This window comes from Azotobacter chroococcum, assembly GCF_004339665.1.
In the GTDB taxonomy this organism is placed as follows: domain Bacteria; phylum Pseudomonadota; class Gammaproteobacteria; order Pseudomonadales; family Pseudomonadaceae; genus Azotobacter; species Azotobacter chroococcum.
Map to the genome: position 1 here is coordinate 23304 of NZ_SMMU01000010.1, position 25266 is coordinate 48569.

Genomic DNA, 25266 nt, shown 5'->3' on the forward strand with positions numbered 1-25266 from the left:
CAGGCGGCAATGGTCCGGGCGCCCCTCGCGGAGCACGGCCATCTTCCCGGCAGGTGCGCGCGTATTTCCTCCGCACTCAGGCGGCTCCCGGCACCATGACGCGCATCTTACACATTTCCGATACCCATTTCGGCACAGAGCAGCAACCCGTGGTAGAGGCCCTGGAGTCGCATGTGCGCGAACAGGGCGCCGACCTGCTGGTGTTGTCGGGAGACATCACCCAGCGTGCGCGTCGCGCCCAGTTCGATGCGGCCCAGGCCTTCGTCCGGCGCCTGGAAGGCTATGGCATCCCGCAAAGCCTGGTGATTCCCGGCAACCACGACCTGCCGCTGCACAACCTGCTGGCGCGCTTCCTGTCTCCCTACCGCAACTACCGGCGCTATTTCGGCACGGAGCTGGAGCCGGCCTTCGAGAACGACGAGCTGCTGGTCATCGGCCTGAACACCACCCATCCGAGGCGGCGCAAGGACGGCCGGGTGACCGACGCCCAGGTGCGCACGGTCTGCACGCAGCTGCGCCGCTGCGACCCGGCGAAGCTGCGCATCGTGGTGGCCCATCAGCCGTTCGGCTCGATAGTGCCCTCGGACCTGCGCAACCTGCAGCATGGCGCGCAGGCGGCGCTGACGCGCTGGGCCGAGGCGGGTCTGGACATTGTGATGGGCGGGCACATCCACCTGCCCTATGTGCTGCCGCTGACTGGCCAGTATCCCGAGCTGGCGCGGGAGATCTGGACGGTGCAGGCCGGCACCGCGCTGTCCTCGCGGCTGCGCGGCCGCCTGCCGAACTCGTTCAACCGGCTGCACCTGGACAAGGCACAGGACAAACAGGTATGGGTCGAGCGCTGGGACTACCACCCGCCGGCCGGCCGCTTCGTGCTCGGCGGGCATTTCGACCTGCACTGGCCGCCCCGCTGAGCGAGGGCTGCAGGCGGGCTGCCCGGCCCCCTCAGCGCGGCGTCGCCAGCATGTCCTCGATGGACGCGATCAGCCGCCGCTCCCGTTGCTCGCCGAGGGCCGGCGCGCCGCTGGCCCGGTGGGAGGGAGGCCGCTCCTGCGCCAGCGTCTGCAGACGCTTTTCGAGGGCGACGGGGTCGAGGCCATCCCGCCCCAGCAGACGACGCCTGGAGAACGGCTTCTTGGTCGAATGGCCCACCAGCAGCGGCAGCAGCCGCTCGGCGCCGCCCAGGCCTGCGTCGCTGCCTGCCAGGCGCTTCAGCAGCCGGCACGCCGCCTGCGCCAGCCGCGGCGACGGCGAGGTGCGCTTGCCGTTGAGCTCGTGCAGGAACACACCCAGGTGCAGCGCCGCCGAGACGGCGGGATCGGCGTCCATGCACATCTGCCCGCAATCGATCACCCGCAGCGGTGCCCGGGGATCGGGCGAGACCATGAGATTGCCGGGATGCAGGTCGAGATGGCAGATGCCGGCCTCGCGCAGCGCCGCCAGCACGTCCATCAACTGCCAGAGCAGCGCCCGGCGGCGCGCGGCATCGTCCTCGTGCTGCAGCCAGACGTCGCTGAACCCCTGCCAGCCGGCCAGATACTCCTGCAGCAGCACCTGCCGCACCGGCAGACCGCAGCGGAAGTACTCGCCGAAGGCGAAGGTCCGGACCCCGTGCGCGGTGCGCTCGCTCAGCGCCAGGTTGTGCGCCAGCTCGGCGGTGCCGTGGCTCATGCCCACCAGCGGGCTGCTGCAGCCCAGCAGCGCGCCGAGACGCTTGCGCGGGATCAGGGTCATCTGCTTGACGAAATAGCCGGGCACGTCCGGCCGCTCCGGGGGCACCAGCCGGTAGATGCGCCGCGACTTGTCCTTCTCCGCCCGCTCGCGGAGCAGCGTGACCCCCGCCGGATCGCCCTCCAGCAGGAAGCGGTCGAACAGCCGGGCCGGGACCTGCGCGTCCTCGTCGGCCAGCCACCAGCGCCACCCCGAGCCGGAAAACGCCAGCGGACCGGCGAACCGGGCGGTCAGAAAGCACGGCCTTGGCCAGCCGGCAGCGAAGCGCTCTGCATGCAACCTCATTCACTTCACTCCGATGCCATGAATGCGATCGAAGGATATGTCGCCAAAGGCCACTTCGTCGCCCCGTTGCGTTAATCTGGCGAGGTTTGCGCTGCAGCCCGCGGCTTCGGCGCCGGCCCATTCGCCCGGGAAACCTCGCCATGTCTCGAATACCGCGTGTGACCGTCTTCATTCCGGTACACAACCGTCAGCGCTACATCGCCACCGCCGTCGACAGCATCCTGGCGCAGACCTTCGAGGACTTCGAGCTGCTGGTCGTCGACGACGGATCGACCGACGCCACCCTCGAGGTGCTGTCACACTACCGGGACCCTCGCCTGCGCGTGGAGTGCAACCCGCGCAACCTGGGCCTGCCGGGGACCCGCAACCGGGGCCTGGAGCTGGCCCGCGGCGAATACATCGCGCTGCTCGACAGCGACGACAAGGCCTGGCCGAACCGCCTCGCTCGCCAGGTCGAGGTGCTCGACCGGCATCCCGAGCTGGTGCAGATCGGCAGCGCCTGCGACTTCATGGACGCCGAGGGCCGGCGCCTCGACCGGGTGCGCCGCCGCCCGCTGGCCCCCGACGAGGTGGATGCTAGCCTGGCGTTCTACTGCGCGCTGACCAACCGCACGATCATGGGGCGCACCGCCATCCTGCGCGAATACCGCTACAGCGAGGACTTCCCGAGCTGCGAGGACTACGAGCTGCACCAGCGCCTGGCACGCAAGTGGCGCATGGCCAACCTTCCCGACGTGCTGGTCTGCGGACGCGAACATCCCGGTCGCTTCACCCGGAACAACCAGGCGCTGGGCCTCGACCGCAAGCGCGAGATCTGCCGGCGGGCGCTGCTCGAACTCGGCATCGAGCCGAGCGAGGACGACCTCGACCGCCACTATGCCCTGTCGCGCCCGCAGAAGCTCGGCGCCGATCTGAACCGGGACTATCTCGACTGGACCGAACAGTGGCTGGCCCGGCTCGATGCCGCCAACCGGCGCACGCAGCGCTATGTGCCCGAAGCGCTCCTGCGCGTCATGACCGAGCGCTGGGTACAGCTGTCCCTGCAGGCGCGCCGCCAGCTCGGGCCGGGCGCCTATCTGCGCCTGCTGCGTTCGCCGCTGGCCCGGCGCCTGCCGGCGGCGTTCCTGCGCTTCCTGCGCGCACCTCGTCCGCTGGCGACCTGACCCGGCACGATCCCACCCCCCACGAACCAGCAATGAGGAGCGTGACATGCGCTATCTGGATTTCGGGGCCCTGGAACGCATGGACGCCAGGGCGTTTCAGGAGCAGCACCCCTACCCCTGGGCCAACCCGGCCGGCCTGCTGACCCCTGAAGGCTATGCGGCGCTGCGCGAAAGCCTGCCCGCCATGGAACAGTTCACCGAGGTATTCGGCAAGGTGCGCCGTTACGGCCAGCAGTCCCATGACCGCCTGGCACTGGAATATTCGCCGGAGCTGGCGCTCTCACCACACTGGCAGGCGTTCATGAACGAGCTGACCGGTCCACACTACCGGCGCTTCATGGCCCGCATGCTCGGTACGCGTGCCTTCCGGCTGCGCTTTCACTGGCACTACACGCCGGCCGGCTGCTCGGTCTCGCCGCACTGCGATGCCCGCGACAAGCTGGGATCGCATATCTTCTACTTCAATACGGAAGACGACTGGCAAGCCGAGTGGGGCGGGCAGACCCTGGTGCTCGACGATAACGGCCGCTTCGACAGCAAGAGCGCGCCGGCCTTCGAGGACTTCGACCGCACCATCGAATCCCAGGCGCTGGGCAACTACAGCTTCCTGTTCTGCCGACGCGGCAACTCCTGGCACGGTGTGCGCGAACTCAGCTGCCCGCCGGGCCATTACCGCAAGGTCTTCATCGTGGTCATCGACGAACGCCGGCCGCTCAGGCAGCTCTCCCGGCGGATCAAGGAATTGTTCAAGCGTGCCGCCTGAAGCGAACGCCAACCGGACTCAGACGCTCGTCGCCTGCCCCGCCCCGAAGATCCGGTAGCAGGCCTTGCCGGCGTGCTTGGCCTCGTACATGGCGAGGTCGGCCTCGCGGACCAGGCTGTTGGCGTCGCTGGACGCGTCGGCGAAGGCCACGCCGATGCTCGCGGAAACGGCGACCGCCGGCTGTCCGGCACTCAGGGCGACGGGCCGGCTCACCTGCTCGATCAGCCGCTGCAGAATGCTGTCCAGCGTCGGCTGATCGTTCGCCCCCGGCAGCACCACCACGAACTCGTCCCCGCCGAGCCGGGCGACGGTGTCGGAGGGCCGCAGCACGGCCTGCATGCGCTGCGCGACTTCCTTCAGGAGCAGATCGCCGGTCTGGTGGCCGAAGTGGTCGTTGACCGCCTTGAAGCCGTCCAGGTCGAGCACGCAGACCGCCAGCCGGCCGCCCTCGCGATGCTGCAGGCCGAGCGCCATGTTGATGCGGTCGAACAGCAGCAGACGGTTGGGCAGGCCGGTCAGGGCATCGTAGTAGGCCAGGCCGTCGAGCTCCTTCTGCCGGCTCAGCAGCTCGCCGTTGAGCCGCTCCAGGGCAAGGGTGCCGCAATGGGAACGGTCGAGCAGGAGCAGCAGGACGAGGGTCAGCGCCAGCAGCGAGAACATCAGCAGCAGGGGCAGGATGCTGACCGGAAAACCGCCGAAGTCCTGCGGGGCGACGAACTCGATGAGCCACTGCCGCCCGGGGATGCTCAGCCGGTGCTGGACCACGCCATTCCCGGGCTCCTGCGGGACGGCGCCGCGCGGATGGATGGCGACCGGCTGCCCGTCCGCCAGGTCGTAGAGGCGCACCTCCACCTTCTGCGGCCCGAACGACAGATTATTGAGCAGCACGCTGGGCCGCAGCATCAGGATCAGATGGCCCTCGAGGGCCTGCCAGCGCTGCTCGGCGCCCGCCACCGGCATGCCCTTGCGGTATACCGGCTGATAGATGGCGACCGCCGGCGGCCCGTTCGGGTCCTGCAGCAACGGAAAGACCGGCGTGGTCCGCTGCACGCCCAGGCGGGCCGCAGCGCGCGCCACCTCCCGGTTGTAGGGACGCGCCAGGACGTCGAGCCCGAGCACCCGGCGATTCACCTCGAACGGCTCGGCGTAGCGGATCGGCAGATACTCTTCGCGGGCGGGAGCCGACACGGGCAACCGGGCATCGGCGGCTACGTCGAAGATGCCGAGGCGCCGCTCCTGGAACGGCAGCAGAACGCGCTCGAACTCGCCGCGCTCGCCGTGCAGGACCCGCGGCGCCCAGTGCATGGCGAGGATTTCCGGATAACTCGGCAGCACTTCGCGGGCGAAGCTCGCGAACTCCGCAGGCTCGACTGTCTCGGCCGAGATGAAGAGGCCGCGGAAGGCCAGCAGGACCTGGGGAGAATGGTCGAGCAGATTCTGGACATTGTTGAACTGGACATGCGCCAGGCGCTGGAACTCCCCAGCCTGCACGCGCCGCTCCAGCGCGGAGCTGTACAGGTAGGCGACCACCGAGATCAGCGCCCCGAGCCCGCCCACCGCCAGCAACCTGGCCCAGTACCCGCGCCGCGCGCGCCAATCCACCCCCACCATTCACGCCTTCGCCTGGAGTCGCCGCCATAGAGGCTACGAATTATATGAGCGAACGCACATTTTCACCCTTGGCCGATCGCATGATGGGCCAGAGTGTTCGGTAGCCGCACGAAGCCTGCCGGGACGGCCGGGCGGCAGTGGGGAGTGGCGCAAAGGGTCTTTCGCAGAGAGCAGCTTCCCGGGGTGAGCGCCGGCGGCTCGGTGCTGCCGGCCGACGCCGCCTCAGACGACCGGTTCCACCTCGTGGCCGCAGGACAGGCAGTGGCTCAGCCATTCGCCGAGGAACAGGTTGAGCTGGCTCTTCTCGTCCGGCTGGTGCATCGCCGCGTTGGGGTAGACATAGCGGCTGCGCAGGCGCCGGGCCTGTTCCGCACAGACCACCTCGGCCATGCGCGCGTCGTGGTAGACCCGCACCTCCATCCGCGGTGCCGGCAGCCAGGGCAGGCTGTGCTCCTGGCAGACCTTCAGGGTGGTGGTGTAGGGACAGTCCTCGAGCACCTCCAGGGCCAGCACGCCGAGCAGCCGCTCGCCCTGGCTCACCCCCACCCGGCGCGCCGCCGCGGGCGTGCTGCGCATCTCCGGCAGCAGGCGCATCAGCCGCGCATAGTTGGCCTCGCAGGTCGCCTGCAGGTCGACCAGGTCGACCCGGTAACGCTCGCGCATCAGACTTACGCCCACAGTCCTCGTACCTCGACACGGTTCAGCGCCAGCCACTGCAGGGCAATGATGCTGGCGGCATTGTTGATCTTGCCATCCTTGACCGCCTGCAGCGCGTCCTCGAAAGACAGCACGTGCACGCGGATGTCCTCCCCCTCCTCGGGCAATCCATAAACGCCGCCGGCCCCCACGCTGTCGCAGCGCCCGACATAAAGGTAGACCTTCTCGTTGCTGCCGCCGGGCGACGGGTAGTAGACGGTCACCGGCCACAGCGCCTCGAGCTTGAGGCCCGCCTCCTCGAGGGCCTCGCGGTGGGCGACTTCCTCGGGCTCCTCGTCCTTGTCGATCAGCCCGGCGACCATCTCGAGCATCCAGGGATTCTCCGACTTGTCCATCGCTCCGACGCGGAACTGCTCGTTCAGCACCACGCAGTCGCGCACGGGATCGTAGGGCAGCACGCAGACCGCATCGTGGCGCACGAATAGTTCGCGGCTGAGCACCGGGCCCATCTCGCCGGAGAACTGGCGATGGCGCAGGTGCACGCGCTCGAGTCGGTAGAAACCGCTGAAACAGGGCTCGCGCCGCACGATTTCCACGGCATCCGCATCCGGCTTGAAGAATTCGCTCATCCTGCACACTCACTCGTCTAGTGAACCGAAGTCGGCTGCCATCCTAACCTGCCCTCTCGAGCGGCGCAGCCCCTTTGCAGACGGCCGAGGACCTGCGACCCTAGCCAGTCCGCCAGCGCGCCGATCCGGGCGTCTGGCGAGATATTCCTCAACGACGCCGAAAGCCCAGATGAACGCTGTGACCCCCATGAAATCGCTCGCCCTCGCCGCTCTCGCCCTGCTCCTGGGAGCCTGCCAGAGCCTGTCCCCCTCGAGCCAGCCAGCCGTCTACAAGCGCACGGCCTGGGAACATTTGCAAGCCGGATGCCAAGGACGCGAGTGCCCGCTGGTGAACATCGACACCGTGCATTTCGCCGACGAGCCGACGCTGAACCGGCTGATCGACCAGGGCCTGCTGGAGCTGACCCGCGAAGCCGAAGGCATGCCGCTGCCGGCCTCGCTGGAGAGCCACGAGCGGGACTTTTTGGCCGGCGCCAAACCGGGCTGGAGCAGCTACCTGCAAGCCAAGGTGCTCGAGCAGAACAATGGGCGCATTCTCGTCGAGCTGTCGAGCTACCGCTTCACCGGCGGCGCCCACGGCATGCCGCGGCGCGCCTTCATCGACTTCGATCGCCGCCGGCAGAAGGCCCTGGAGCTGCGCGACCTGCTGCTGCCGGGTCAGGAGGAGGCCTTCTGGGCGAAGGCCGGACAGGCCCACCAGCGCTGGCTGGCGGCCCAGGGCGTCGGCGAGGATGCGGAGTTCATCGCCACCTGGCCGTTCCAGAAGACCCGCCACATCGCCCTGGCAAAGGTCGGCGTGCTGCTGATGTACGACACCTACCGCATCGCCCCCTACGCCATGGGTCATCCGCTGCTGGTGGTGCCCTACCCGCAGCTCAACGGCATTCTCAGGCCGGAGCTCTTCCCGCGCAGCAAGTAGGAGCCAGCTTGCTGGCGATGCTTTTTCGCGGCAACGGATCGCCCGCAAGGTCGGTAGGGTGGACAAGCCTGCGGCGTTGTCCACCCTACAGCCTGCAGGGCCAGCAAGCTGGCTACCCCCGCGAACCGCGTGCCCGAACTCCGGGAAGAGCCGGGCGGCGCTTCAGACCTGCTTGTAGATCACCGAGCCTTCTTCCTTGAAGCGCTCGGCCTGCTCCTTGAAGCCGGCCTCGACGGCCTGGCTTTCCTCGGACAGCCCGTGCTCGGCGGCATAGTCGCGCACTTCCTGGGTGATCTTCATCGAGCAGAACTTCGGCCCGCACATCGAGCAGAAGTGCGCCACCTTGGCCGAGTCCTTGGGCAGGGTCTCGTCGTGGTAGCTGCGCGCGGTGTCCGGGTCGAGGCCGAGGTTGAACTGGTCCTCCCAGCGGAACTCGAAGCGCGCCTTGGACAGTGCATTGTCGCGGATCTGTGCACCGGGATGGCCCTTGGCGAGGTCGGCGGCGTGGGCGGCGATCTTGTAGGTGATGATCCCGGTCTTCACGTCGTCCTTGTTCGGCAGGCCGAGGTGCTCCTTGGGCGTCACGTAGCAGAGCATGGCGCAGCCGAACCAGCCGATCATCGCCGCGCCGATGCCGGAGGTGATGTGGTCGTAGCCCGGCGCGATGTCGGTGGTCAGCGGGCCGAGGGTGTAGAACGGCGCCTCGTCGCAGCATTCGAGCTGCTTGTCCATGTTCTCCTTGATCATGTGCATCGGCACATGGCCGGGGCCTTCGATCATGGTCTGCACGTCGTGCTTCCAGGCGATCTTGGTCAGTTCGCCGAGGGTTTCCAGCTCGCCGAACTGCGCGGCGTCGTTGGCATCCGCAATGGAGCCCGGACGCAGGCCGTCGCCCAGCGAGAAGGCGACGTCGTAGGCCTTCATGATCTCGCAGATTTCCTCGAAGTGGCTGTAGAGGAAATTCTCCTGGTGATGCGCCAGGCACCACTTGGCCATGATCGAGCCGCCGCGGGAAACGATGCCGGTGACCCGCTTGGCGGTCAGCGGCACGTAGCGCAGCAGCACGCCGGCGTGGATGGTGAAGTAGTCCACGCCCTGCTCGGCCTGCTCGATCAGCGTGTCGCGGAACAGCTCCCAGGTCAGGTCCTCGGCGATGCCGCCGACCTTCTCCAGCGCCTGGTAGATCGGCACGGTGCCGATCGGCACCGGCGAGTTGCGGATGATCCATTCGCGGGTCTCGTGGATGTGCTTGCCGGTGGACAGGTCCATCACGGTGTCCGAACCCCAGCGGATGCCCCAGGTCAGCTTGGCCACTTCTTCCTCGATGGAGGAACCCAGTGCCGAGTTGCCGATGTTGCCGTTGATCTTCACCAGGAAGTTGCGGCCGATGATCATCGGCTCCAGCTCGGTGTGGTTGATGTTCGCCGGGATGATCGCGCGGCCGCGGGCGATTTCCTCGCGGACGAATTCGGGGGTGATTTCCTTGGGGATGTTCGCCCCAAAGCTCTGCCCCGGATGCTGCGCAGTGAGCAGGCCGGCGGCGCGCGCCTCGGCGAGCTTCATGTTCTCGCGGATGGCGACGTATTCCATCTCGGGAGTGATGATGCCTTTCTTCGCGTAGTGCATCTGGCTGACGTTGGCGCCTGCCTTGGCACGGCGCGGGTGGCGCACGTGGGCGAAGCGCATGGCGGTCAGCTCCGGATCGGCCAGGCGCTCCTGGCCGAAGCGCGAGCTGAGCCCGGCGAGCAGTTCGGTGTCGCCGCGGTCGGCGATCCAGGCCGAACGCACGTCCGCCAGGCCCTTGCGCACGTCGATCTGCACGTCGGGGTCGGTGTAGGGGCCGGAGGTGTCGTAGACCAGCACCGGGGCGTTGATCTCGCCGCCGAAGGCGGTGGGGGTCACGTCCAGGCTGATCTCGCGCATCGGCACGCGGATGTCCGGGCGCGAGCCGGGGACGTAGATCTTCCGCGAACGCGGGAAGGGCTGTACGGACTGCTGGTCGACCTGGGCTGACTCGCTCAGGTTCTTCTGTTGTTCTATCACGCTCATCAAGGCACTCCACTTCGTCCGGGGCATGGATTGTCGGAGTCGATCGGGGCGGACGCGGGCATGCCGAAGCATCGAGAGGCCCCCGCCGAACGGCGAGGACGTCTTGTTCCCTACGCAGGTTTCACCCTGATCAGGTTCAACGGGATCCGGCCTGCGCCGATCTCAGCCCCCGCTGGGGCACCCCGACAAGTACCGGCTGAGTCTAAACAAGGTGCGTACAGAAAACCAACAGGCGCAGGGCGCCTCGTCGGAAAAGGCGGTCAGGGCCTAACCAGCAGCCGCTCCAGCCCTTCCAGCAGCCGCGCCAATGCGCCCTGGTTGGCTTCGAGCACCGCCTTTCCGGCCGCCGCAGCCCGGGCGGCGCCCGCCGGCTCGCTCCAGAAGGCGCCGACCGCCGCGGCCAGCGAGCCGGCATCGCTCACCTGGCGCAGGGCGCCGGCCTCGTCGAGCCGCGCGGCGATCTCGAGGAAGTTGAACAGGTGCGGCCCGCTGAGCAGCGGCTTGCCCAGCGCCGCCGGCTCCAGCAGGTTGTGCCCGCCGCTGGGGACCAGGCTGCCGCCGACGAAGGCGCAGTCGGCCAGGGCGTAGAGGAACAGCAGCTCGCCCATGGTGTCGCCGAGCAGCACCGCGGTTCCGGCCTCGACCGCCTCGCCGGCGGAGCGCCGCGCGGTGGCCAAGCCCTCGCGGCGGCACAGCTCGAAGACGCCGTCGAAACGCTCCGGATGGCGCGGCACCAGGATCAAGAGCGCCTCAGGAAAATCTGCCTGCAGCCGGCGGTGGGCGGCGAGGACGATCTCGTCCTCGCCGGCATGGGTGCTGGCGGCGATCCATACCGGGCGATCCGCCGCGCTCCAGTGGGCGCGCAGCGCCGCCGCCCGCTCCGGCAACTGCGGGTCGACGGCCAGGTCGAACTTGATCGAGCCGGTCACCGTCACCGCCTCGCCGCCGGCGCCCAGCGCGCGGAAACGCTCGGCCTCGGCCTCGCTCTGCACCGCCAGCCAGCGCATCTCGGCGAGCATCGGGCCGGTGAGCCGGGCAAAGCGCCCGTAGCCGCGCGCCGAACGCGCCGACAGCCGGCCGTTGGCCAGCGCCACCGGAATGCCGCGCCGTGCGCACTGGTGCACATGGTTGGGCCACAGCTCGGTTTCCATGATCACCGCCAGGCGCGGCTGCAGGCGGTCGAGAAAGCGCGCCGCCGCCCACGGCAGGTCGTAGGGCAGGTAGCAGTGCTGCACGCGGTCGCCGAACAGCGCGCGGATGCGCTCGGAACCGGTCGGCGTCATGCAGGTGACGGTGAGCGGCAGCTCCGGATGGCGCGCCTGCAGGGCGCGAATCAGCGGCGCGGCGGCGATGCTCTCGCCCACCGACACCGCATGCACCCAGATGCCGCCCGGGCGCAGCTCGGGCAGGCCGAGGGCGAAGCGCTCGCCGACGCGCCGCGCATAGGCCGGCGCGCGCCAGGCTCGCCAGGCCAGGCGCAGGAGGATCAGCGGGAGGGCGAGATGCAGCAGCAGGGTATAGAAGGTCCGATTCATGGCGGCGCAGCTTAACAAAACAAGGCGCCCGGCGGCTGCAGGGTTGGTGGCGGCGCCCCGCCTGCACGACCAAGGTCGTGACCGACTCGCCAATAAAAGACTGACGAATGGCACGCTTCATGCTGACCAGGATCAATAAACTGGCTACGCCTTATCTCCTATGGTCCCAGTCCGAGCCCGTCGGATAACCGGAACCCACGACCTCGAGTCAGCCGCTATAATCCGACTCTTTTACTCAACGAGAGCAGCCATGTTCCCAGCCCTCAGCACGGACGTCCTGATCGTTGGCGGCGGTATCGCCGGCCTCTGGCTGAACGCCCGTCTGCGCCAGTCCGGCTACGCCACCCTGCTGGTGGAAAGCGCCAGCCTGGGCGGCGGACAGAGCGTCAAGTCGCAGGGGATCATCCACGGCGGCACCAAGTACGCCCTGCACGGCGCGCTGAGCGGCGCCTCCGAGGCGATCGCCGACATGCCGCGGCGCTGGCGCGAGGCGCTGGCCGGCAGCGGCGAGCTGGACCTCTCCGGGGTGCGCCGGCTGTCCGACGCCCACTATCTATGGTCACCCGGCACCCTGGCCGGCAAGCTCACCAGCTTCTTCGCCAGCAAGGCGGTGCGCGCGCGGGTCGAGCCGGTGAAGGGCGAGGCCCTGCCCGCGGCGCTGCAGCATGCGGACTTTCGCGGCAGCGTCTATCGCCTGGACGAGCTGGTGCTGGACGTGCCCGGCCTGATCGCCCGCCTCGCCGAGCTGGCAGGCCCAGGCCTGCTGGCCGCGCGGGAGATCGCCCCGCTGCGCGAGGCCGGCGAGCTGGTCGGGCTGAGTGTCGACGGTCGGGAGATCCGCGCCCAGCGCATCGTCTTCTGCGCCGGCGCCGGCAATGCCGAACTGCTGGCTACGCTCGGCCTGAGCCAGCCGGCCATGCAGCGGCGCCCGCTGCACATGGTCATGCTCAAGGCGCCGACCCTCAAGCCGCTCTACGCCCACTGCCTGGGCGGCGGGCCGAAGCCGCGGCTGACCGTCACCAGCCATCCGGCCGCCGACGGCCAGTGGGTCTGGTACCTGGGCGGCGACCTGGCCGAGGCCGAAGGCGTGGCCCGCGACGAGGCGCAGCAGATCGCCACGGCTCGCCGCGAACTGAACGAACTGCTGCCCTGGATCGATCTGGCCCAGGCGCGCTGGGCGACCCTGCGGGTGGATCGCGCCGAGCCGGCGCAGTCGGCCCTGGCGCGCCCGGACAACGCCTTTCTCGCCGAGCAGGGCCGCCTGCTGGTCGGCTGGCCGACCAAGCTGGCCCTGGCCCCGGATCTGACCGAGCGGATCTTCGCCAGCCTCGAACGGGACGCCGTGCGCCCGGCGGCACATCCGCCGCTGCCCGCCCTGCCCCGCCCGCCGCTGGCGCGACCGGCCTGGGAGGAGCTGCTGCCGTGAGCCTCGCCACCCTCCACGACCTGCACCGCCCGCTGGGCAGCAGCGGCCTGACCGTCTCGCCGCTGGGCCTGGGCACCGTCAAGCTCGGCCGCGACCAGGGCGTGAAGTACCCGACCGGCTTTCGCATCCCCGACGACGCCGAGGCCCGCCGGCTGCTCGCCCTGGCCCGCGAACTGGGCATCAACCTGATCGACACCGCGCCGGCCTACGGGGTCAGCGAGGAGCGCCTCGGCCCGCTGCTGCGCGGCCAGCGCGACGCCTGGGTGATCGTCAGCAAGGTCGGCGAGGAGTTCGAGAATGGCCAGTCGCGCTTCGATTTCTCCCCGGCGCACACCCGCTTCTCCGTCGAGCGCAGCCTCAAGCGCCTGGAAACCGACCATATCGACCTGGTCCTGGTGCACTCGGACGGCAACGACGTCGCCATCCTGCGGGACAGCGGCGTCTACCCGACCCTCGCCGAACTCAAGCGCGAGGGCAAGATCAACGCCTTCGGCTTCTCCGGCAAGACCGTCGAGGGCGGCCTGCTGGCCCTCGAGCAAGGCGACTGCGCCATGATCACCCTGAATCTCGACGACCAGCGCGAGCTGCCGGTGGCCGACTACGCCGCCGCCCACGCCAAGGGCATCCTGATCAAGAAGGCCCTGGCCAGCGGCCATGCCTGCCTGGATAGCGGCATCGACCCGGTTCGCGCCAGCTTCGAGCTGCTGTTCCACCACCCCGGTGTCGGCAGCGCGATCGTCGGAACCATCAACCCGCTGCATCTGTCGCATAATGTCTCGGCAGCTGCAGCCGTCATCCGCCAACAAAGACAATAAGGACCTGCCGCTTCTGCGGCAGGCCAGGACCAAGGAGCCGCCATGTCGACCATCATCGCCAAGCGCAATCCGCGCGCCTTCAAGACCCTTCCCCTGTTCGTGGAAGCTTCCCCCGAAGGCCTCAGCTACCAGGCTCTCGGCCAGCCGCTGAACTTCAGCCAGATGCTCGAACGGCGTCGCCCGGTCGAGGTCGCCGACAGCCAGCGCTTCGCCCTGGAACTGGCCAACCTGGGCGTCTCCGTGCGCCTGACCCTGACCTGGCAGGGCCGCGACTACTGGCTGCTGGTACGCCAGCAGCGCCAGGACCGCGGCGACGTGGTGCTCAAGCCGATCTCCGGCTACGTGCCGGCCCACGAGCTGAACCTGCCGCTGCTCACGGCGATCCAGGAAGTCGCCGAGGAATGCCTGCTGCAGACCCCGCAGTGCTGGCTGACCGGGCGCTTCGGCGACACTTGGCTGCCGGCGCCCTACGAGAACGTCCTGCACTACTGCGACAACACCTCCTTCCGCCTGAGCCCGCTGTCCGGCGCGGCGCGCCCGGTGTCCTGCGGCAGCATGCCCCTGCTGGAGCGCCCGCGGGCCTACGTGCACCTGCCCACCGCTTCGCTGCAGCTGGTCTACGACATGCGCCTGGAGATGCCGGGGAACCTGCGCCAGCTCAGCCTGCTGCACGCCGACGAATGCCTGGAGGAAGGCACCCTGATCGCTCGCATCGACCACGACAGCCCGGACCTCTACCTGCTGCCCTTCGACCAGGACCGGCGCCCGGCGGACGAACTCTACACCCTGCAGCAGGGTGTTCTGCGTCCGGTCGACACCCGCGACCTGTGGCTGGCCGAAAGCTTCGCCCCGCAGGACGGCTGGGTGGTACGCGACGAGCGGATCAGTTGGCGCGACTGGCAGGCCCTGTGGGACGCCCCCGAGCAGAACCTCGCCAGGCCGGCCCCGCGGCGCAGCGGGGCGGTAGGCTGAGAGGAGCTCCCAGGAGGAAGCTCCCCCCGGACGCCACTCACCGAGGGCACACCAGTGCCCTTACCTGGTCGCATCCTCCCGCCGATGCGCCAAGGCCTCGCCGGCGTCCTGCATGGATGCGAAAGCCTTGGCGAACATCGGCACCAGCAGGCGGTTGCCGAACTCGCTCAGATGATCATCGTCCGCATACAGCGGGATTCCATTCCTGCTGCCGTGACAGACCTTGCCGTCACACAGATAAGGCAGGGGGTCGAGAATCCGGGCGCCGCATTGCTCGCGGGCTTCGTCCTGAAGGCTCCAGACGAAGGCATGGCGCTTGTGGTAGTCCGCCAATGTGATCGAGACCTCCCTCTGAGCTCCTATCAGCATCGTCTTGGCCATGGCATGGGGCACATCTATCACCATCTCGGGTATGGGCCGCATCAGAAATAACGGCCGATGCCTAGCGATCTCACAAGCACTCGCCACATAGTGCCGGCGAAATTCCTCCAGATACTCGGGGGAAGCCCTGTCGGCAGGCGAGGAGAAAAACACCAGGGGCCGGCCGGTTTCCTTGTCCTCGAATTTTTCGTTGTAGCCCATGGCATACACGGAGGTTCGATTTATCACGATGACCGGCAGACTGGAGGAAACACCGGCCAACTCTGCCTCCAGCTCCCTCTTCAAGGCCAGACAAGGCGCTGCATTCTTCTTCTCGACATCGTGCGCACCGAACACCAGCAGACACAGGGGGGCAGCCCGAAACTGGATGCCCTGTTGCGAACCGGGCAGCGCGGCCTGTGCCGCCGTGACCAATGCATCGGCATGACTGTCGCCCACCATCAGCGCCCTGATCGAAGGGCCACCGAAGGTGCAGGCGGCTCCCTTGTCCAGGCATTCGTCCTGCCGGGGATTGCGATTGTCGGCCTGAGCCTCGATCTCGCCCACCGCGGCGGGCAGACGCTGCGGGAAACCATCGGTTTCACGTATCCAGGCGGCTGCCAGCGCCGGCGGAAAAACCGCCAGTAGCAGAGCGGCTGCCGCCCAACGAGGCGTCAATCCGTGCAAGCCACGCCGTGCCGGAACCTCGATCAAGGCATAGGAAAGCTGGCCAAGCAGCAGGGTCGCGAAGAGAGCAGACAGGACCCAGGCCGGGCTTTCCAGCCTCTCGCAATAGGCAAGGCCGGCGACCAGCGGCCAATGCCACAGGTAGATGGAGTACGAGCGGGTGCCAAGCCACTGGGCTACAGCGTTGCCGGTCCAGGGCGAATCCCCGCGCTGCGCCAGCAGTACCGACAGGGCCCCGATGCAGGGCACCAGTGCCAGCCAGCCCGGCCAGAGACTCGACGAGTCGAGAAAGACGACGGCAGAGACAATCGCGAGCAGGCCAAGCCATTCCAAACCGAGCCTGGTGCGCGCGGAAAACCTCAGATTCTCGCCAAACAGGAAAAGCAGACCTCCGGCCAGAAACTCCCATGCCCGCGACTGCAGCAGGTAGAAGGCTTTGGGCGGCTCGCTCAGAGTCAGTGCGACACAGACACCAAAGGAGGCGAGCAATAACGGGACCTGGAGCAGGACCATTGCCCGCCGGCCCGGAAACAACCGCCAGACGGCCAGCAGGAGTACGGGCAGCAGAAGATAGAACTGCCACTCCACAGACAGCGACCAGCTATGCAGAAGCCATTTCTCGTGGGCGTCGTCATCGAAATAGCCGGACTCCTGCAGGTAACGCAGGTTGGATGCAAAGAGCAGGGTCCGCCGGGCATGCCCACCGAGCGTCTCGTACTCCTTGGGCATCAGGAAGAACCAGCCGACCGCCAGCAGCACCGCCGCCAGCACGATCAGGGCCGGAAGAATCCGCCGGGCACGGGCCAGGTAGAAATCCCACAGGGAAAAATCGCCCCGCTGCAAGCCCTTGGCGATAATGCCGCTCATCAGGAAGCCGGAGATGACGAAGAACACATCGACGCCGACAAAACCGCCGCCGAAACCAGCAATCCCGAAGTGATACAGCACCACGGCCATCACGGCCCAGGCGCGTAGTCCATTGATGTCACGGCGGAACTCATTGGCCCCGGTGGTCGATGCAGAAATGCTGTGCGACACCCTCTTCCCCACAGGAACTTGCGGATCGCAATGCCCAGGCGAAGCAGTGCAGGCGCTTGGGCGCGACGGATTTGAAAGACGAACTTTCCGCGCTTATGGCTGCCGGCGGATTTTCTCGACGATACCGGTAGTGGAACTGTTCTCCACCAGCCCCAGCACCCTCACCTCGCCGCCATGGGCGCGGACGAGGTCGGCGCCGACCACCTGATCGACGCCGTAGTCGCCGCCCTTGACCAGCACGTCCGGACGGATCTGCTCGAGCAGGCGCTCGGGGGTGTCCTCGGCGAAGCTCACCACCCAGTCCACCGCGCCGAGCCCGGCGAGCACCGCCATACGCCGGTCCACCGAATTGATCGGCCGGCCCGGCCCCTTCAGACGGGTCACCGAAGCATCGTCGTTGACCGCCACGATCAGCCGGTCGCCCTGGGCGCGGGCCTGCTCCAGGTAGGTCACGTGGCCGGCGTGGAGGATGTCGAAGCAGCCATTGGTGAAGACGATCTTCTCGCTCTGGGCGCGGGCGTCCTCGATGGCCAGCAGGAGCTGCTCGAGGCCCAGCACGCCGCGCTCCGAGCCCTGCTCGCGCTGCACCGCACGGCGCAGCTCGGGGGCGCTGATCGCCGCGGTGCCCAGCTTGCCGACCACGATGCCGGCCGCCAGGTTGGCGAGCGCCACCGCCTGCGGCAGCTCCTCACCGGCGGCCAGCGCCGCGGCCAGGGTGGAGATCACCGTGTCGCCGGCCCCGGTGACGTCGAACACCTCGCGCGCCCGCGCCGGCAGGTGCAGCGCCGGATGGCCGGGGCGCAGCAGGGTCATGCCGTGCTCGCCACGGGTCACCAGCAGCGCGCCGAGCTCGAGTTCGGCCATCAGCCGGGCGCCCTTGGCCACCAGCTCGGCTTCGTCGGCGCAGCGGCCGACGATGTTCTCGAACTCGGCCAGGTTCGGAGTGATCAGGTCGGCGCCGCGGTAGATGCTGAAGTCCTTGCCCTTGGGATCGGCCAGCACCGGAATGCCACGGGCGCGCGCCGCCTGGATCAGTACCTGATGATTCTGCAACGCACCCTTGCCGTAGTCGGAGAGCACCAGCACCCGGACCCCGTCGAGCAGGCCCTCGACCTCGGCGGCCAGGGCCGCGGCGTCGGTGGCGAAGGGCTGCTCGAAGTCCATGCGCAGCAGCTGCTGATGGCGGCTCAACACCCTGAGCTTGACGATGGTCGGCTGGCTGGCGATGCGCTGGAAATGTACGTCCACGCCGGCCGACGCCAGGCTCTGGGCCAGGCTGTCGGCCGCCTCGTCGGCACCGGTCACCCCGACCAGGCTGGCCGAGCCCCCCAGCGCGGCGATGTTCAGCGCGACGTTGGCCGCCCCGCCCGGGCGGTCCTCCATCTGCTCGACCTTGACCACCGGCACCGGCGCCTCCGGGGAGATCCGCGTGGTGCAGCCATGCCAGTAGCGGTCGAGCATGACATCGCCGACCACCAGCACGGGAGAGCGCTCGAAACGGGGCATGGACAGCTTCATAAGATCCCGGAGAGTGGAAAAAAACATCGAGAATTCTATGATAAATTCATCGATAGAGTCACCCCCAGCTCCAATAGCGCACCGGAACGATATGCCTTCTTTAGCCGATCTAGAAAAAGAATTCCCTATAAAATTACAATGCAATGGCTTTCAATATCATCTAGCCGAGCCACTGGATATAGGCAACCTGCAACAAAAGACACTGAGCTCTGGAGGCGAACGCACCTTAATAGTTGCCACAACCCCGCGCAATAAAAACAGCTATTTCATCAAGAGATCACTTCTAACAGGGCTCCATTCAAAGCTCAGAATCACCTTTGGATTACCCAGGAAGAAAGCCGGACCGGACTGGGAAATCGCCGAGCTGACCAATAGTTTGAATGCATTACAAAAGAGTATCGACACACCCGAAATCGTAGGCTTCGGCTACAGAAAGAACCTTGGATTGGTCAGTGAATTTGAAATAATATCAAAATACTTGAGCGACCATACTGATGCTGCCACATGGCTCTCGACAAACCCGGAAAAGATTAAAATCCAAGAACTTGTCGACACCATCCAGAAACTGATAATAAAACTCCACCAGAAAGAAACTTATCACCTTGATATGTGGGCGGGAAACTTGATGCTAACCCCAGACAGCAAGACATTAAAAATAATTGACTTTGAAAACTGCCAGTTTGGCAAAACCGAATACAGCCATGAGCTTCTGGGCTTCTTATTTGGCTTCCTCTACTACAGAGAAATCAAGAAACACCTCACTGCCCAAGAGTACGACAAGATTACCGAGCACACGCTAGAGAGCCACCCTGAGATTGATGCAACCCGTTTCGCCAGGCTCTATGCGTTAAGCAAAAATCTGAAGATCGGACGCAAGGAGCGCCGCGAGATTTTTCATAGCGGCACAGTCATAACCGGGTAAGCCCTCCCCAACCAATCTGGTTGTCATGCGCTCTGCTCAGGATACTGATACTGCGCCGTCTCATCCAAACGGGACTCGGCATGGATTATCGGCTGCTCTTTTGCTGGCCGTATAGCAGCCGCCCGCACCCAGAACAATTCATGCCTTCGCACCGCCTTGCGGAAGAACTCGTCGGCCCCGGTGGCCGGCCAGCGGCGCCCGGCGAGGGCCTGCTGAATCAGCCGGCGCAGGCGCTTCTTCAGCGGCAGCGGCGCCTGCAGGTCATGCTGCATGGCCAACGCTGCGGCCTTGTCCAGGCGGGTTTCAGCGTCGAGGCCCGGACTCCACAGGCCGTCGACCGGCAAGGGCTCGATGGCTGGCGGCAGGGCGATGCCGTCCCCGGCCGGGCCCATCGGCCAGCGGTCGTTGTCGTGCAGGTGGTTGGCGTAGAGCAGCAGGGTCTCGGGACGCCAGGCGCTGGCGGCGGCCGCCTCGAGCAGGGCGCGGGTGGCAGCCATGTGGTCGGCATGCGGATCCAGCTCGGGATGCGGCGTCACCACCACCTCGGGGCGAAAGTGCTCAAGCAGCGCGCGCAAGTCGGCGATCAGGTTGCTCCAGGTCGGCGCACCCTCGGCATCGCCGGGCAGGCTCAGCGGGTTGTGCCGGCGCACGCTGCGGGTGTCGCTCTCGCCGGATTCCCGCGAGCCGAACGGCCGCTGCGGCTCGGCGGCCATCGCCGGCAGCTGCAGGCAGTAGTAGCCGAGCTGCACGCAACGACTCTGCGGCACGCCACCCCACAGCGGCACCGCCAGACTGTCCCAGCTGCGCAGACGGCCCTTGAGGCGCGCCGCGGCCGCCGGGTCGAGACCGAGACGCCGGTAGCGCTCGGCCTCGATCTCGCCCTGGGTCAGGGTGACGATGGCGACATCCCGCGCCCGGCTGTACAGGCCGAAGGCCGCCAGTTCGGCGTCGTCGGCATGGGGGGCGATGACCAGCAGGCGCCGTTCGGCGTAATCCGGGTTGGTCAGCGCATGCAGGGTGGCCGTGGCGGCCAGGCTGCAGAAGCGTCCGCGAAAGCGCAGGCTCCCGTCACGTAGCGCCTCCTGCTGACCGGACAGGTTCAGGTAGCGCAGCCCGTCCACGCCGCGCTCGAAATCCTGGCGGTCGTCGCCGATCCACACCTGCGGATCGAACAGCCGCCCGAGCCGGCCGGCGCTGACGCGCACCTCGAGGATCAGGGTCTCGGCCGCCCCGATATCGCCCTCAACCACCAGCCTGCCCTCCTCCAGGCGCACCGGCAGGGCCAGGGCATCGGGCGGAAAGGCATAGCAGTAATCATCCTGCGGACGATAGAACAGATGATCGGCGAACCAGGCCTCGTGGGCGACCCAACCCAGCACCAGCGCCAGCGGCACCAGCCACCAGGCGACCAGCAGGCCGAGCAGGACCAGCGCCATCAGGGCGGTCAGCATGAAAAGGCGCTTGTGCCGGCGATGGCGCTTCAGCAGCTGCTGCTTGCGGGCTGTCATGGCGTCAGACCTGATAGACCGGCACCCGGTGGCACCAGAGGTCCTTGTATTCACGGTCGGCGCGGCCAAAGGAATAGCGCAGCTGCTTGTCCTTGGCCCGCGCCTCGGCCCAGGCGTCCTGGGTATTGACGAAGGTGAGTACGCTGCCGGGGGCCAGCTTGTCGCAGTCGGGATCGAAGCCGCCGTTGATGTACTCGTAGGAGACCCACTTGGGCGACTCGACCCGGTAGAGGATCTGGATGGCGATGGGCCGCTCCCCGAGAAACACCACCTGGCCGGCCATGAACTCGTTCATCAGCTCGAACACCTCGGCCAGGCGAGGCTTGCCCGGCACCTCGAACTTCCAGCGGCGCTCGAACAGCTCCGCGTAGATGGCGGCGCGCTCGGCAGGCGCCACCTCGCCGATCGGCCGCAGATGACCGCCGGCCTCCTGCAGCAGGCGCAGGTCGCGGCGCAGGTTGTAGCGGTAACGCCCCTTGTAGTTCTCCGGCGGGCGGGCCATGGCCAACTGCTCGGGCTGCTCGCGCAGGTTCGCGATGCGCCCGTGGTTCAGCTCGGAGATGTAGCTCATCTGCTGGCGCACGGGTACGCAGGCGGTCTCGGCGATCGGCAGGATCACTTCGGCATTGCCCAGGTCGAACAGCCGGCGCTTGCCGGCCTGCTTCAGCACGTCCTTGGACAGCGCCAGATGGCGTCCCCAGCAAGGCACGGCGGCCAGCAGCTCGCCATCCTGCTCCCAGCCCAGGTAACGGACAGGCATTTCCGCCAGGGCGGACAGCCGCTCGACGAACGCGGGATGGGTCGCCACGCTGCCGCCATGGCGGCTCCAAGCCTCGGCATAGGCCGTTTGGTCGATGGCATTCCAGCCACGCTCACGCCAGCCACGCAACAACTGCAACATCAGGCATCCCCTGTTACAGAAAGCATTTCATCGGTTTCCTTGAATTGTCTGGAGTGCAGGCGCGCGTAGTGCCCGCCGAGCGCCAGCAGCTCGGCATGGGTGCCGCGCTCGACGATGTGCCCCTCATCCATCACCAGGATCAGGTCGGCCTTCTCGATGGTCGACAGACGGTGGGCGATGACCAGCGTGGTGCGCCCTTGCATGACGCGATCCAGGGCGGCCTGGATATGCCGCTCGGACTCGGTGTCCAGCGCCGAGGTGGCCTCGTCGAGGATCAGCAGCGGCGCATCCTTGAGCAGTGCTCGGGCGATCGCCAGGCGCTGGCGCTGGCCGCCGGAGAGGGTCACGCCGTTCTCCCCCACTTCGGTATCGAAGCCCAGCGGCAGCCTGTCGACGAACTCCCGGGCGTAGGCGGCCTCGGCGGCCTGCTCGATGGCCTCGCGCGGCGCGCCGGCCAGGTCGCCATAGGCGATGTTGCTGGCCACGCTGTCGTTGAACAGCGTCACCTGCTGGGTCACCAGGGCGATGTGCCGGCGCAGGTTGCGCAGGCTGTAATCCTCGATGGCGACGCCGTCGAGCAGGATCTGCCCCTCCTGATGCTGGTAGAAGCGCGGGATCAGGTTGGCCAGGGTCGACTTGCCGCTGCCGGAACGGCCGACCAGCGCGACCATCTGCCCCGGCTCGACACTGAAGCTGATCCCGCCGAGCACCGGCCGGTCGCTGCCGGGATAGCTGAAGCTCAGGTCGCGAACCTCGAGGCGGCCGGCGACCCGCTCGCGCTCGACATGCCCCTGGTCGACCTCGGCCTCCTCGTCCAGCTGGGCGAAGATGCTGTCGGCCGCCGCCAGGCCCTTCTGAATGGTGGCGCTGACCTCGGACAGCTGGCGGATCGGCTTGGGCAGCATGCCGGCCGCGGTGATGTAGGCGATCAGATCGCCCGCCGAGGCGTCGCCGCGCAGGTAGAGCACCATGTACATGAGCACGGCCATGCCGCTGTAGATGACCAGCTGCAGCAGCGGCGTGTAGACCGCCTGGGTGCGGGTCATGCTCAGGCTGCGGTTCATGTTGAGGGCGCTGGCCTTGTGGAAGCGCTTCTGCTCGTAGGACTCGCCGCCGAAGCTGCGCACCACCCGGTAGCCCTGGATGGTTTCCGAGGCGACATGGGTGACGTCGCCCATGGCGTCCTGGATCTTCCGGCTCTGCTTGCGAAAGCGCTTGCTGGCCGCAGTCACCATCAGCGCGATGATTGGCAGCAGCACCAGCAGCAGCAGGGTCAGCTTCCAGTTGCTGAGGAGCAGGTAGCCGAACAGGAAAACAACGGTGAGCCCCTCGCGGATCACCACCTTGATCGCATCGGTCGCCGCGCCCGTCACCATGGTCACGTTGTAGGTGATCCGGGAGATCAGGTGGCCGGAGTTGTGGGTGTCGAAATAGCGGTTGGGTAGGGTCAGCAGGTTGTCGAACAGGGCGCAGCGCAGGTCGTGCACCACGCCGCGCGCGACCTTGGCCAGGTAGTAGTTGCCGAGGAAGGAGCCTATGCCCTGGTAGAGGGCAATGAGTACAATCAGCAAGGGCACGCCATAGAGCAGCGGGATACCCAGCAACATGGCCTCGCCGGAGCCCTCCAGGCCATCCAGGAAGTACTTGAGCATCTCCGCCAGCAGCGGCTGGCTCGAGGCGAACAGCAGGAACCCCACGATGCTCAAGGCGAAAGCCTTCGCATAGGGCAGAACGTACCTCAGCAACCGCAGATAGACTTTCAGGCTGGATTGCTGGACAGGGTTGGCCATACGGCGAGCCTCGAACATCGATTGAGGAACAGGATGCGGATTGTATCAGCGCAAGAGCTGGAAAAATGGCTGGAAAGCGGCCGTGTCCTGGAAAAGGACGCACGCGGCCCCAAGGTCGTGGCCCTGGACGACGGGCGCTTCCTGAAGATCTTCCACTCCCGCCGCCATCCCCTGCTCGCCCGCCTGCAGCCCGCCGCCCAGCGCTTCTGCCGCAACGCCGGGGAACTCGGCCAGCGCGACATCCGCACGCCGCAGGTCATCGAGACATTCTGGCTGGATCGCGCGGCGGGCCTGAGCGGCTGTCTCTACCGCCCGCTGCCGGGTATCTCGGTGGAGCAGCTTTACTACCAGGAGCCGCAACGGATCACCGAACTGCTGCCGGCTCTGGCGGGCTTCATTCGCCACCTGCACGAGCGCGGGATCTACTTCCGCTCCCTGCACCTGGGCAACATCATCCGCATGCCCGACGGCCAGTTCGGCCTGATCGACATCCTCGACCTGCGCTGCCGGCAGGGTGCGCTCAGTGCCTGGCAGGTGAAGCGCAACCTCGGTCATCTGCGCCGCTATCTGGAGCGGCGCAAGCTGACCGACTTCCCCTTCGACGCGCTGTGCGAACTGTATCGCCATCCGGCCCGTAGCCAGGCCAGCCCTTCTGCACTCGCCACGACCGGCAAAGCGAAATAGCGCCGGCGAACATGGCTCGGCTCCCGGGGACTCAGGCCGTCTCGCCCGCGGAAGACGGACGCCGAACCCCCAGCAGGATGCCGACCGGGAACCAGAACACCACCCAATAGGGGCTGGGGCGGTGGAAGATGGCATAGATATCCGAAACCATCGCCACCATGGCAAACGCCATCAGCCCCATCCCCAACCGGGCCAGAGGCTCCGCCCTGCACTTCCAGCCCTTCCACAGCAGACTCGCGAGCAGGGCGACGAACAGCAGGATGCCGACGATGCCGTATTCGTACCAGAGCTGCAGGTAGAGACTGTGGGCGTGCTTGACGCTCCAGGTGGCGGGCGGCGGAAAACTGAAGTTGAAGTCCGCCCCGGCCCCTGCGCCCATCAGCCAGAATTCGGAGAAACGCTGACCCCAGGCATCCCAGATCAGCTCGCGGTTGCTCAAGCCCACCTGCCGCTCATGCTGGATTTCCGGCCAGAAGACGAACAGGGCGACCAGCAGCAGCAGAGCCCCGCCGCCCAGCAGGGCCTTCGACCTGGCATTGGGAAACAGCAAGAGCATGACGAGGCCGCCGGCCGCCGTGGCAAACCAGGCGCCGCGGGAGAAGGTGAGCAGGATATAGGCGAGCAGCCCCAGCATGCCCAGGGCCAGCAGGGCGGCCTGCCAGGCACGCAGCGGGAGACCGACCACGAGTCCGGTCGCCAGCACGGCGAAGACTCCGTAGTACAGGCCGGCGACGATCGGGTGATCCAGATCCGCGAAGCCCTTCCAGCCCAGTTCGCTCAGACGGCCGGTGAAACGTATTTGCTGGTAATCCAGCGGCTTGTCCAGCACGCCGAACTGGTAATAGAGCGTCAGCCAGGCGAAGAGCGCGGCAACGGCCACGGCGGCGACCAGCAGGCCGCACAGGAGGCGCGGCCGCTTGGCCAGGCTGGCCACGGCGAACACGTAAATCAGCATCAGCCCGACGATCTTGAACCAGTGACCGGGATCCTCCGCCGCACCGGGATTCAACCAGCCGCTGAGCAGCACCCAAGCGGACAGGGCCAGCAGGATGCGCGCCGGCCACTGGCGCCAGGTATCCGGGGAGAAGCGCCGGGCCAGCAGGAGAAACAGTGCGGGCACGAACAGCAACAGATAGGTCTGGGTGGCGTAACGGCTGCCATCGTTATTGAACACTAGGCCGGTCAGTTGCACGAAAAGGCCGGCCCCCAGCAAATAGGGCCAGACCTGGGCAAACCGCGACAACGCGGACAGGCGTTGAGTAGAAATCACAGCGACTCCATTCGATCATCTTTCGAAATCATT

21 protein-coding genes and 1 riboswitch are annotated in these 25266 nt (G+C 67.1%); of the genes, 9 read left to right on the forward strand and 12 right to left on the reverse strand.

The features are described 5' to 3' along the window. Positions 1-95: 95 nt before the first annotated feature. Positions 96-914, forward strand: a complete 819-nt coding sequence (locus tag EV691_RS10620; protein ID WP_131296843.1) for a metallophosphoesterase family protein — start codon at positions 96-98, stop codon at positions 912-914. Between the two features lie 31 nt (positions 915-945). Here EV691_RS10620 and EV691_RS10625 read toward each other — a convergent pair whose 3' ends face one another. Next, complete coding sequence (locus EV691_RS10625; RefSeq protein WP_131296842.1) at positions 946-2016, reverse strand: phosphotransferase; 1071 nt, start codon at positions 2014-2016, stop codon at positions 946-948. 140 nt (positions 2017-2156) lie between these two features. Here EV691_RS10625 and EV691_RS10630 point away from each other — a divergent pair, with 140 nt between their 5' ends. Together EV691_RS10630 and EV691_RS10635 are read left to right on the forward strand one after the other, a co-directional pair. Continuing rightward, positions 2157-3179: a glycosyltransferase family 2 protein gene (locus EV691_RS10630; RefSeq protein ID WP_131296840.1), complete on the forward strand. Its 1023-nt coding sequence runs from the start codon at positions 2157-2159 to the stop codon at positions 3177-3179. A gap of 46 nt (positions 3180-3225) precedes the next feature. Next, the gene (locus tag EV691_RS10635) at positions 3226-3942 is read left to right on the forward strand and encodes a 2OG-Fe(II) oxygenase (RefSeq protein WP_131296838.1); all 717 of its coding nucleotides are present in this window, start codon (positions 3226-3228) and stop codon (positions 3940-3942) included. Positions 3943-3960: 18 nt separating this feature from the next. On the opposite strand, the gene EV691_RS10640 is transcribed toward EV691_RS10635, so the two are convergent. The 3 genes from EV691_RS10640 to EV691_RS10650 all read right to left on the reverse strand — a co-directional run bounded on the left by EV691_RS10640 (position 3961) and on the right by EV691_RS10650 (position 6839). Next, positions 3961-5553 (reverse strand): diguanylate cyclase domain-containing protein, encoded by a 1593-nt coding sequence (locus EV691_RS10640; RefSeq protein ID WP_242672459.1) that lies wholly within the window; start codon positions 5551-5553, stop codon positions 3961-3963. Between the two features lie 222 nt (positions 5554-5775). After that, positions 5776-6231 (reverse strand): DUF1249 domain-containing protein, encoded by a 456-nt coding sequence (locus EV691_RS10645; RefSeq protein ID WP_089167178.1) that lies wholly within the window; start codon positions 6229-6231, stop codon positions 5776-5778. After that, entirely contained in the window at positions 6222-6839 is a 618-nt protein-coding gene (locus EV691_RS10650; protein WP_131296836.1) for an NUDIX domain-containing protein, read from the reverse strand. The genes EV691_RS10645 and EV691_RS10650 overlap by 10 nt, the downstream gene beginning before the upstream one ends. A gap of 187 nt (positions 6840-7026) precedes the next feature. Here EV691_RS10650 and EV691_RS10655 point away from each other — a divergent pair, with 187 nt between their 5' ends. Next, positions 7027-7758: a DUF3298 and DUF4163 domain-containing protein gene (locus EV691_RS10655; RefSeq protein ID WP_131296887.1), complete on the forward strand. Its 732-nt coding sequence runs from the start codon at positions 7027-7029 to the stop codon at positions 7756-7758. Between the two features lie 162 nt (positions 7759-7920). Here EV691_RS10655 and thiC read toward each other — a convergent pair whose 3' ends face one another. Together thiC and waaA are read right to left on the reverse strand one after the other, a co-directional pair. Beyond that, a complete protein-coding gene (gene thiC, locus EV691_RS10660) occupies positions 7921-9807 on the reverse strand; it encodes a phosphomethylpyrimidine synthase ThiC (protein WP_131296834.1) in 1887 nt (628 codons plus the stop codon). A 90-nt stretch (positions 9808-9897) separates the two neighbouring features. Then, a riboswitch (TPP riboswitch) is annotated at positions 9898-10002 on the reverse strand. A 65-nt stretch (positions 10003-10067) separates the two neighbouring features. Next, complete coding sequence (gene waaA, locus EV691_RS10665; RefSeq protein ID WP_131296832.1) at positions 10068-11342, reverse strand: lipid IV(A) 3-deoxy-D-manno-octulosonic acid transferase; 1275 nt, start codon at positions 11340-11342, stop codon at positions 10068-10070. Positions 11343-11592: 250 nt separating this feature from the next. Here waaA and EV691_RS10670 point away from each other — a divergent pair, with 250 nt between their 5' ends. Genes EV691_RS10670 through EV691_RS10680 form a run of 3 tightly spaced genes read left to right on the forward strand, consistent with a single transcriptional unit; the run spans position 11593 to position 14555 of the window. Continuing rightward, the gene (locus EV691_RS10670; protein ID WP_131296830.1) at positions 11593-12768 is read left to right on the forward strand and encodes an NAD(P)/FAD-dependent oxidoreductase; all 1176 of its coding nucleotides are present in this window, start codon (positions 11593-11595) and stop codon (positions 12766-12768) included. Further along, positions 12765-13583: an aldo/keto reductase gene (locus tag EV691_RS10675; protein ID WP_131296828.1), complete on the forward strand. Its 819-nt coding sequence runs from the start codon at positions 12765-12767 to the stop codon at positions 13581-13583. The genes EV691_RS10670 and EV691_RS10675 overlap by 4 nt, the downstream gene beginning before the upstream one ends. A 42-nt stretch (positions 13584-13625) precedes the next feature. Continuing rightward, on the forward strand, positions 13626-14555 hold the full coding sequence (locus EV691_RS10680; RefSeq protein WP_131296826.1) for a metal ABC transporter ATPase: 930 nt from the start codon (positions 13626-13628) through the stop codon (positions 14553-14555). A gap of 60 nt (positions 14556-14615) precedes the next feature. Here EV691_RS10680 and EV691_RS10685 read toward each other — a convergent pair whose 3' ends face one another. Together EV691_RS10685 and hldE are read right to left on the reverse strand one after the other, a co-directional pair. Next, a complete protein-coding gene (locus EV691_RS10685; protein ID WP_242672458.1) occupies positions 14616-16640 on the reverse strand; it encodes an acyltransferase family protein in 2025 nt (674 codons plus the stop codon). Between the two features lie 93 nt (positions 16641-16733). Next, a complete protein-coding gene (gene hldE / locus EV691_RS10690; protein ID WP_131296824.1) occupies positions 16734-18158 on the reverse strand; it encodes a bifunctional D-glycero-beta-D-manno-heptose-7-phosphate kinase/D-glycero-beta-D-manno-heptose 1-phosphate adenylyltransferase HldE in 1425 nt (474 codons plus the stop codon). Positions 18159-18249: 91 nt separating this feature from the next. Here hldE and EV691_RS10695 point away from each other — a divergent pair, with 91 nt between their 5' ends. After that, positions 18250-19080, forward strand: a complete 831-nt coding sequence (locus EV691_RS10695) for a lipopolysaccharide kinase InaA family protein (RefSeq protein ID WP_165901250.1) — start codon at positions 18250-18252, stop codon at positions 19078-19080. Positions 19081-19103: 23 nt separating this feature from the next. Here EV691_RS10695 and EV691_RS10700 read toward each other — a convergent pair whose 3' ends face one another. Genes EV691_RS10700 through msbA form a run of 3 tightly spaced genes read right to left on the reverse strand, consistent with a single transcriptional unit; the run spans position 19104 to position 23279 of the window. After that, a complete protein-coding gene (locus EV691_RS10700) occupies positions 19104-20588 on the reverse strand; it encodes a PIG-L deacetylase family protein (RefSeq protein WP_131296820.1) in 1485 nt (494 codons plus the stop codon). Positions 20589-20592: 4 nt separating this feature from the next. Next, positions 20593-21489, reverse strand: a complete 897-nt coding sequence (locus EV691_RS10705) for a GNAT family N-acetyltransferase (protein WP_131296817.1) — start codon at positions 21487-21489, stop codon at positions 20593-20595. Continuing rightward, positions 21489-23279: a lipid A export permease/ATP-binding protein MsbA gene (gene msbA, locus EV691_RS10710; RefSeq protein ID WP_131296815.1), complete on the reverse strand. Its 1791-nt coding sequence runs from the start codon at positions 23277-23279 to the stop codon at positions 21489-21491. The genes EV691_RS10705 and msbA overlap by 1 nt, the downstream gene beginning before the upstream one ends. 33 nt (positions 23280-23312) lie before the next feature. Between msbA and EV691_RS10715 the strand changes: the two genes are divergently transcribed. Beyond that, positions 23313-23963, forward strand: coding sequence for a protein kinase family protein (locus EV691_RS10715; protein WP_131296813.1), 651 nt, complete (start codon positions 23313-23315; stop codon positions 23961-23963). A gap of 31 nt (positions 23964-23994) precedes the next feature. Here EV691_RS10715 and EV691_RS10720 read toward each other — a convergent pair whose 3' ends face one another. After that, positions 23995-25233, reverse strand: coding sequence for an O-antigen ligase family protein (locus tag EV691_RS10720; RefSeq protein WP_131296811.1), 1239 nt, complete (start codon positions 25231-25233; stop codon positions 23995-23997). Between the last annotated feature and the right edge of the window lie 33 nt (positions 25234-25266).

Coding starts and splice junctions, on each gene's coding strand:
- EV691_RS10620 (WP_131296843.1), top strand. CDS start 96: ATGACGCGCATCTTACACATTTCCGATACCCATTTCGGCACAGAGCAG.
- EV691_RS10715 (WP_131296813.1), top strand. CDS start 23,313: ATGCGGATTGTATCAGCGCAAGAGCTGGAAAAATGGCTGGAAAGCGGC.
- EV691_RS10635 (WP_131296838.1), top strand. CDS start 3,226: ATGCGCTATCTGGATTTCGGGGCCCTGGAACGCATGGACGCCAGGGCG.
- EV691_RS10695 (WP_165901250.1), top strand. CDS start 18,250: ATGCCTTCTTTAGCCGATCTAGAAAAAGAATTCCCTATAAAATTACAA.
- EV691_RS10670 (WP_131296830.1), top strand. CDS start 11,593: ATGTTCCCAGCCCTCAGCACGGACGTCCTGATCGTTGGCGGCGGTATC.
- waaA (WP_131296832.1), bottom strand. CDS start 11,342: ATGAATCGGACCTTCTATACCCTGCTGCTGCATCTCGCCCTCCCGCTG.
- msbA (WP_131296815.1), bottom strand. CDS start 23,279: ATGGCCAACCCTGTCCAGCAATCCAGCCTGAAAGTCTATCTGCGGTTG.
- EV691_RS10625 (WP_131296842.1), bottom strand. CDS start 2,016: ATGAGGTTGCATGCAGAGCGCTTCGCTGCCGGCTGGCCAAGGCCGTGC.
- thiC (WP_131296834.1), bottom strand. CDS start 9,807: ATGAGCGTGATAGAACAACAGAAGAACCTGAGCGAGTCAGCCCAGGTC.
- EV691_RS10655 (WP_131296887.1), top strand. CDS start 7,027: ATGAAATCGCTCGCCCTCGCCGCTCTCGCCCTGCTCCTGGGAGCCTGC.
- EV691_RS10650 (WP_131296836.1), bottom strand. CDS start 6,839: ATGAGCGAATTCTTCAAGCCGGATGCGGATGCCGTGGAAATCGTGCGG.
- hldE (WP_131296824.1), bottom strand. CDS start 18,158: ATGAAGCTGTCCATGCCCCGTTTCGAGCGCTCTCCCGTGCTGGTGGTC.
- EV691_RS10705 (WP_131296817.1), bottom strand. CDS start 21,489: ATGTTGCAGTTGTTGCGTGGCTGGCGTGAGCGTGGCTGGAATGCCATC.
- EV691_RS10630 (WP_131296840.1), top strand. CDS start 2,157: ATGTCTCGAATACCGCGTGTGACCGTCTTCATTCCGGTACACAACCGT.
- EV691_RS10640 (WP_242672459.1), bottom strand. CDS start 5,553: ATGGTGGGGGTGGATTGGCGCGCGCGGCGCGGGTACTGGGCCAGGTTG.
- EV691_RS10700 (WP_131296820.1), bottom strand. CDS start 20,588: ATGACAGCCCGCAAGCAGCAGCTGCTGAAGCGCCATCGCCGGCACAAG.
- EV691_RS10680 (WP_131296826.1), top strand. CDS start 13,626: ATGTCGACCATCATCGCCAAGCGCAATCCGCGCGCCTTCAAGACCCTT.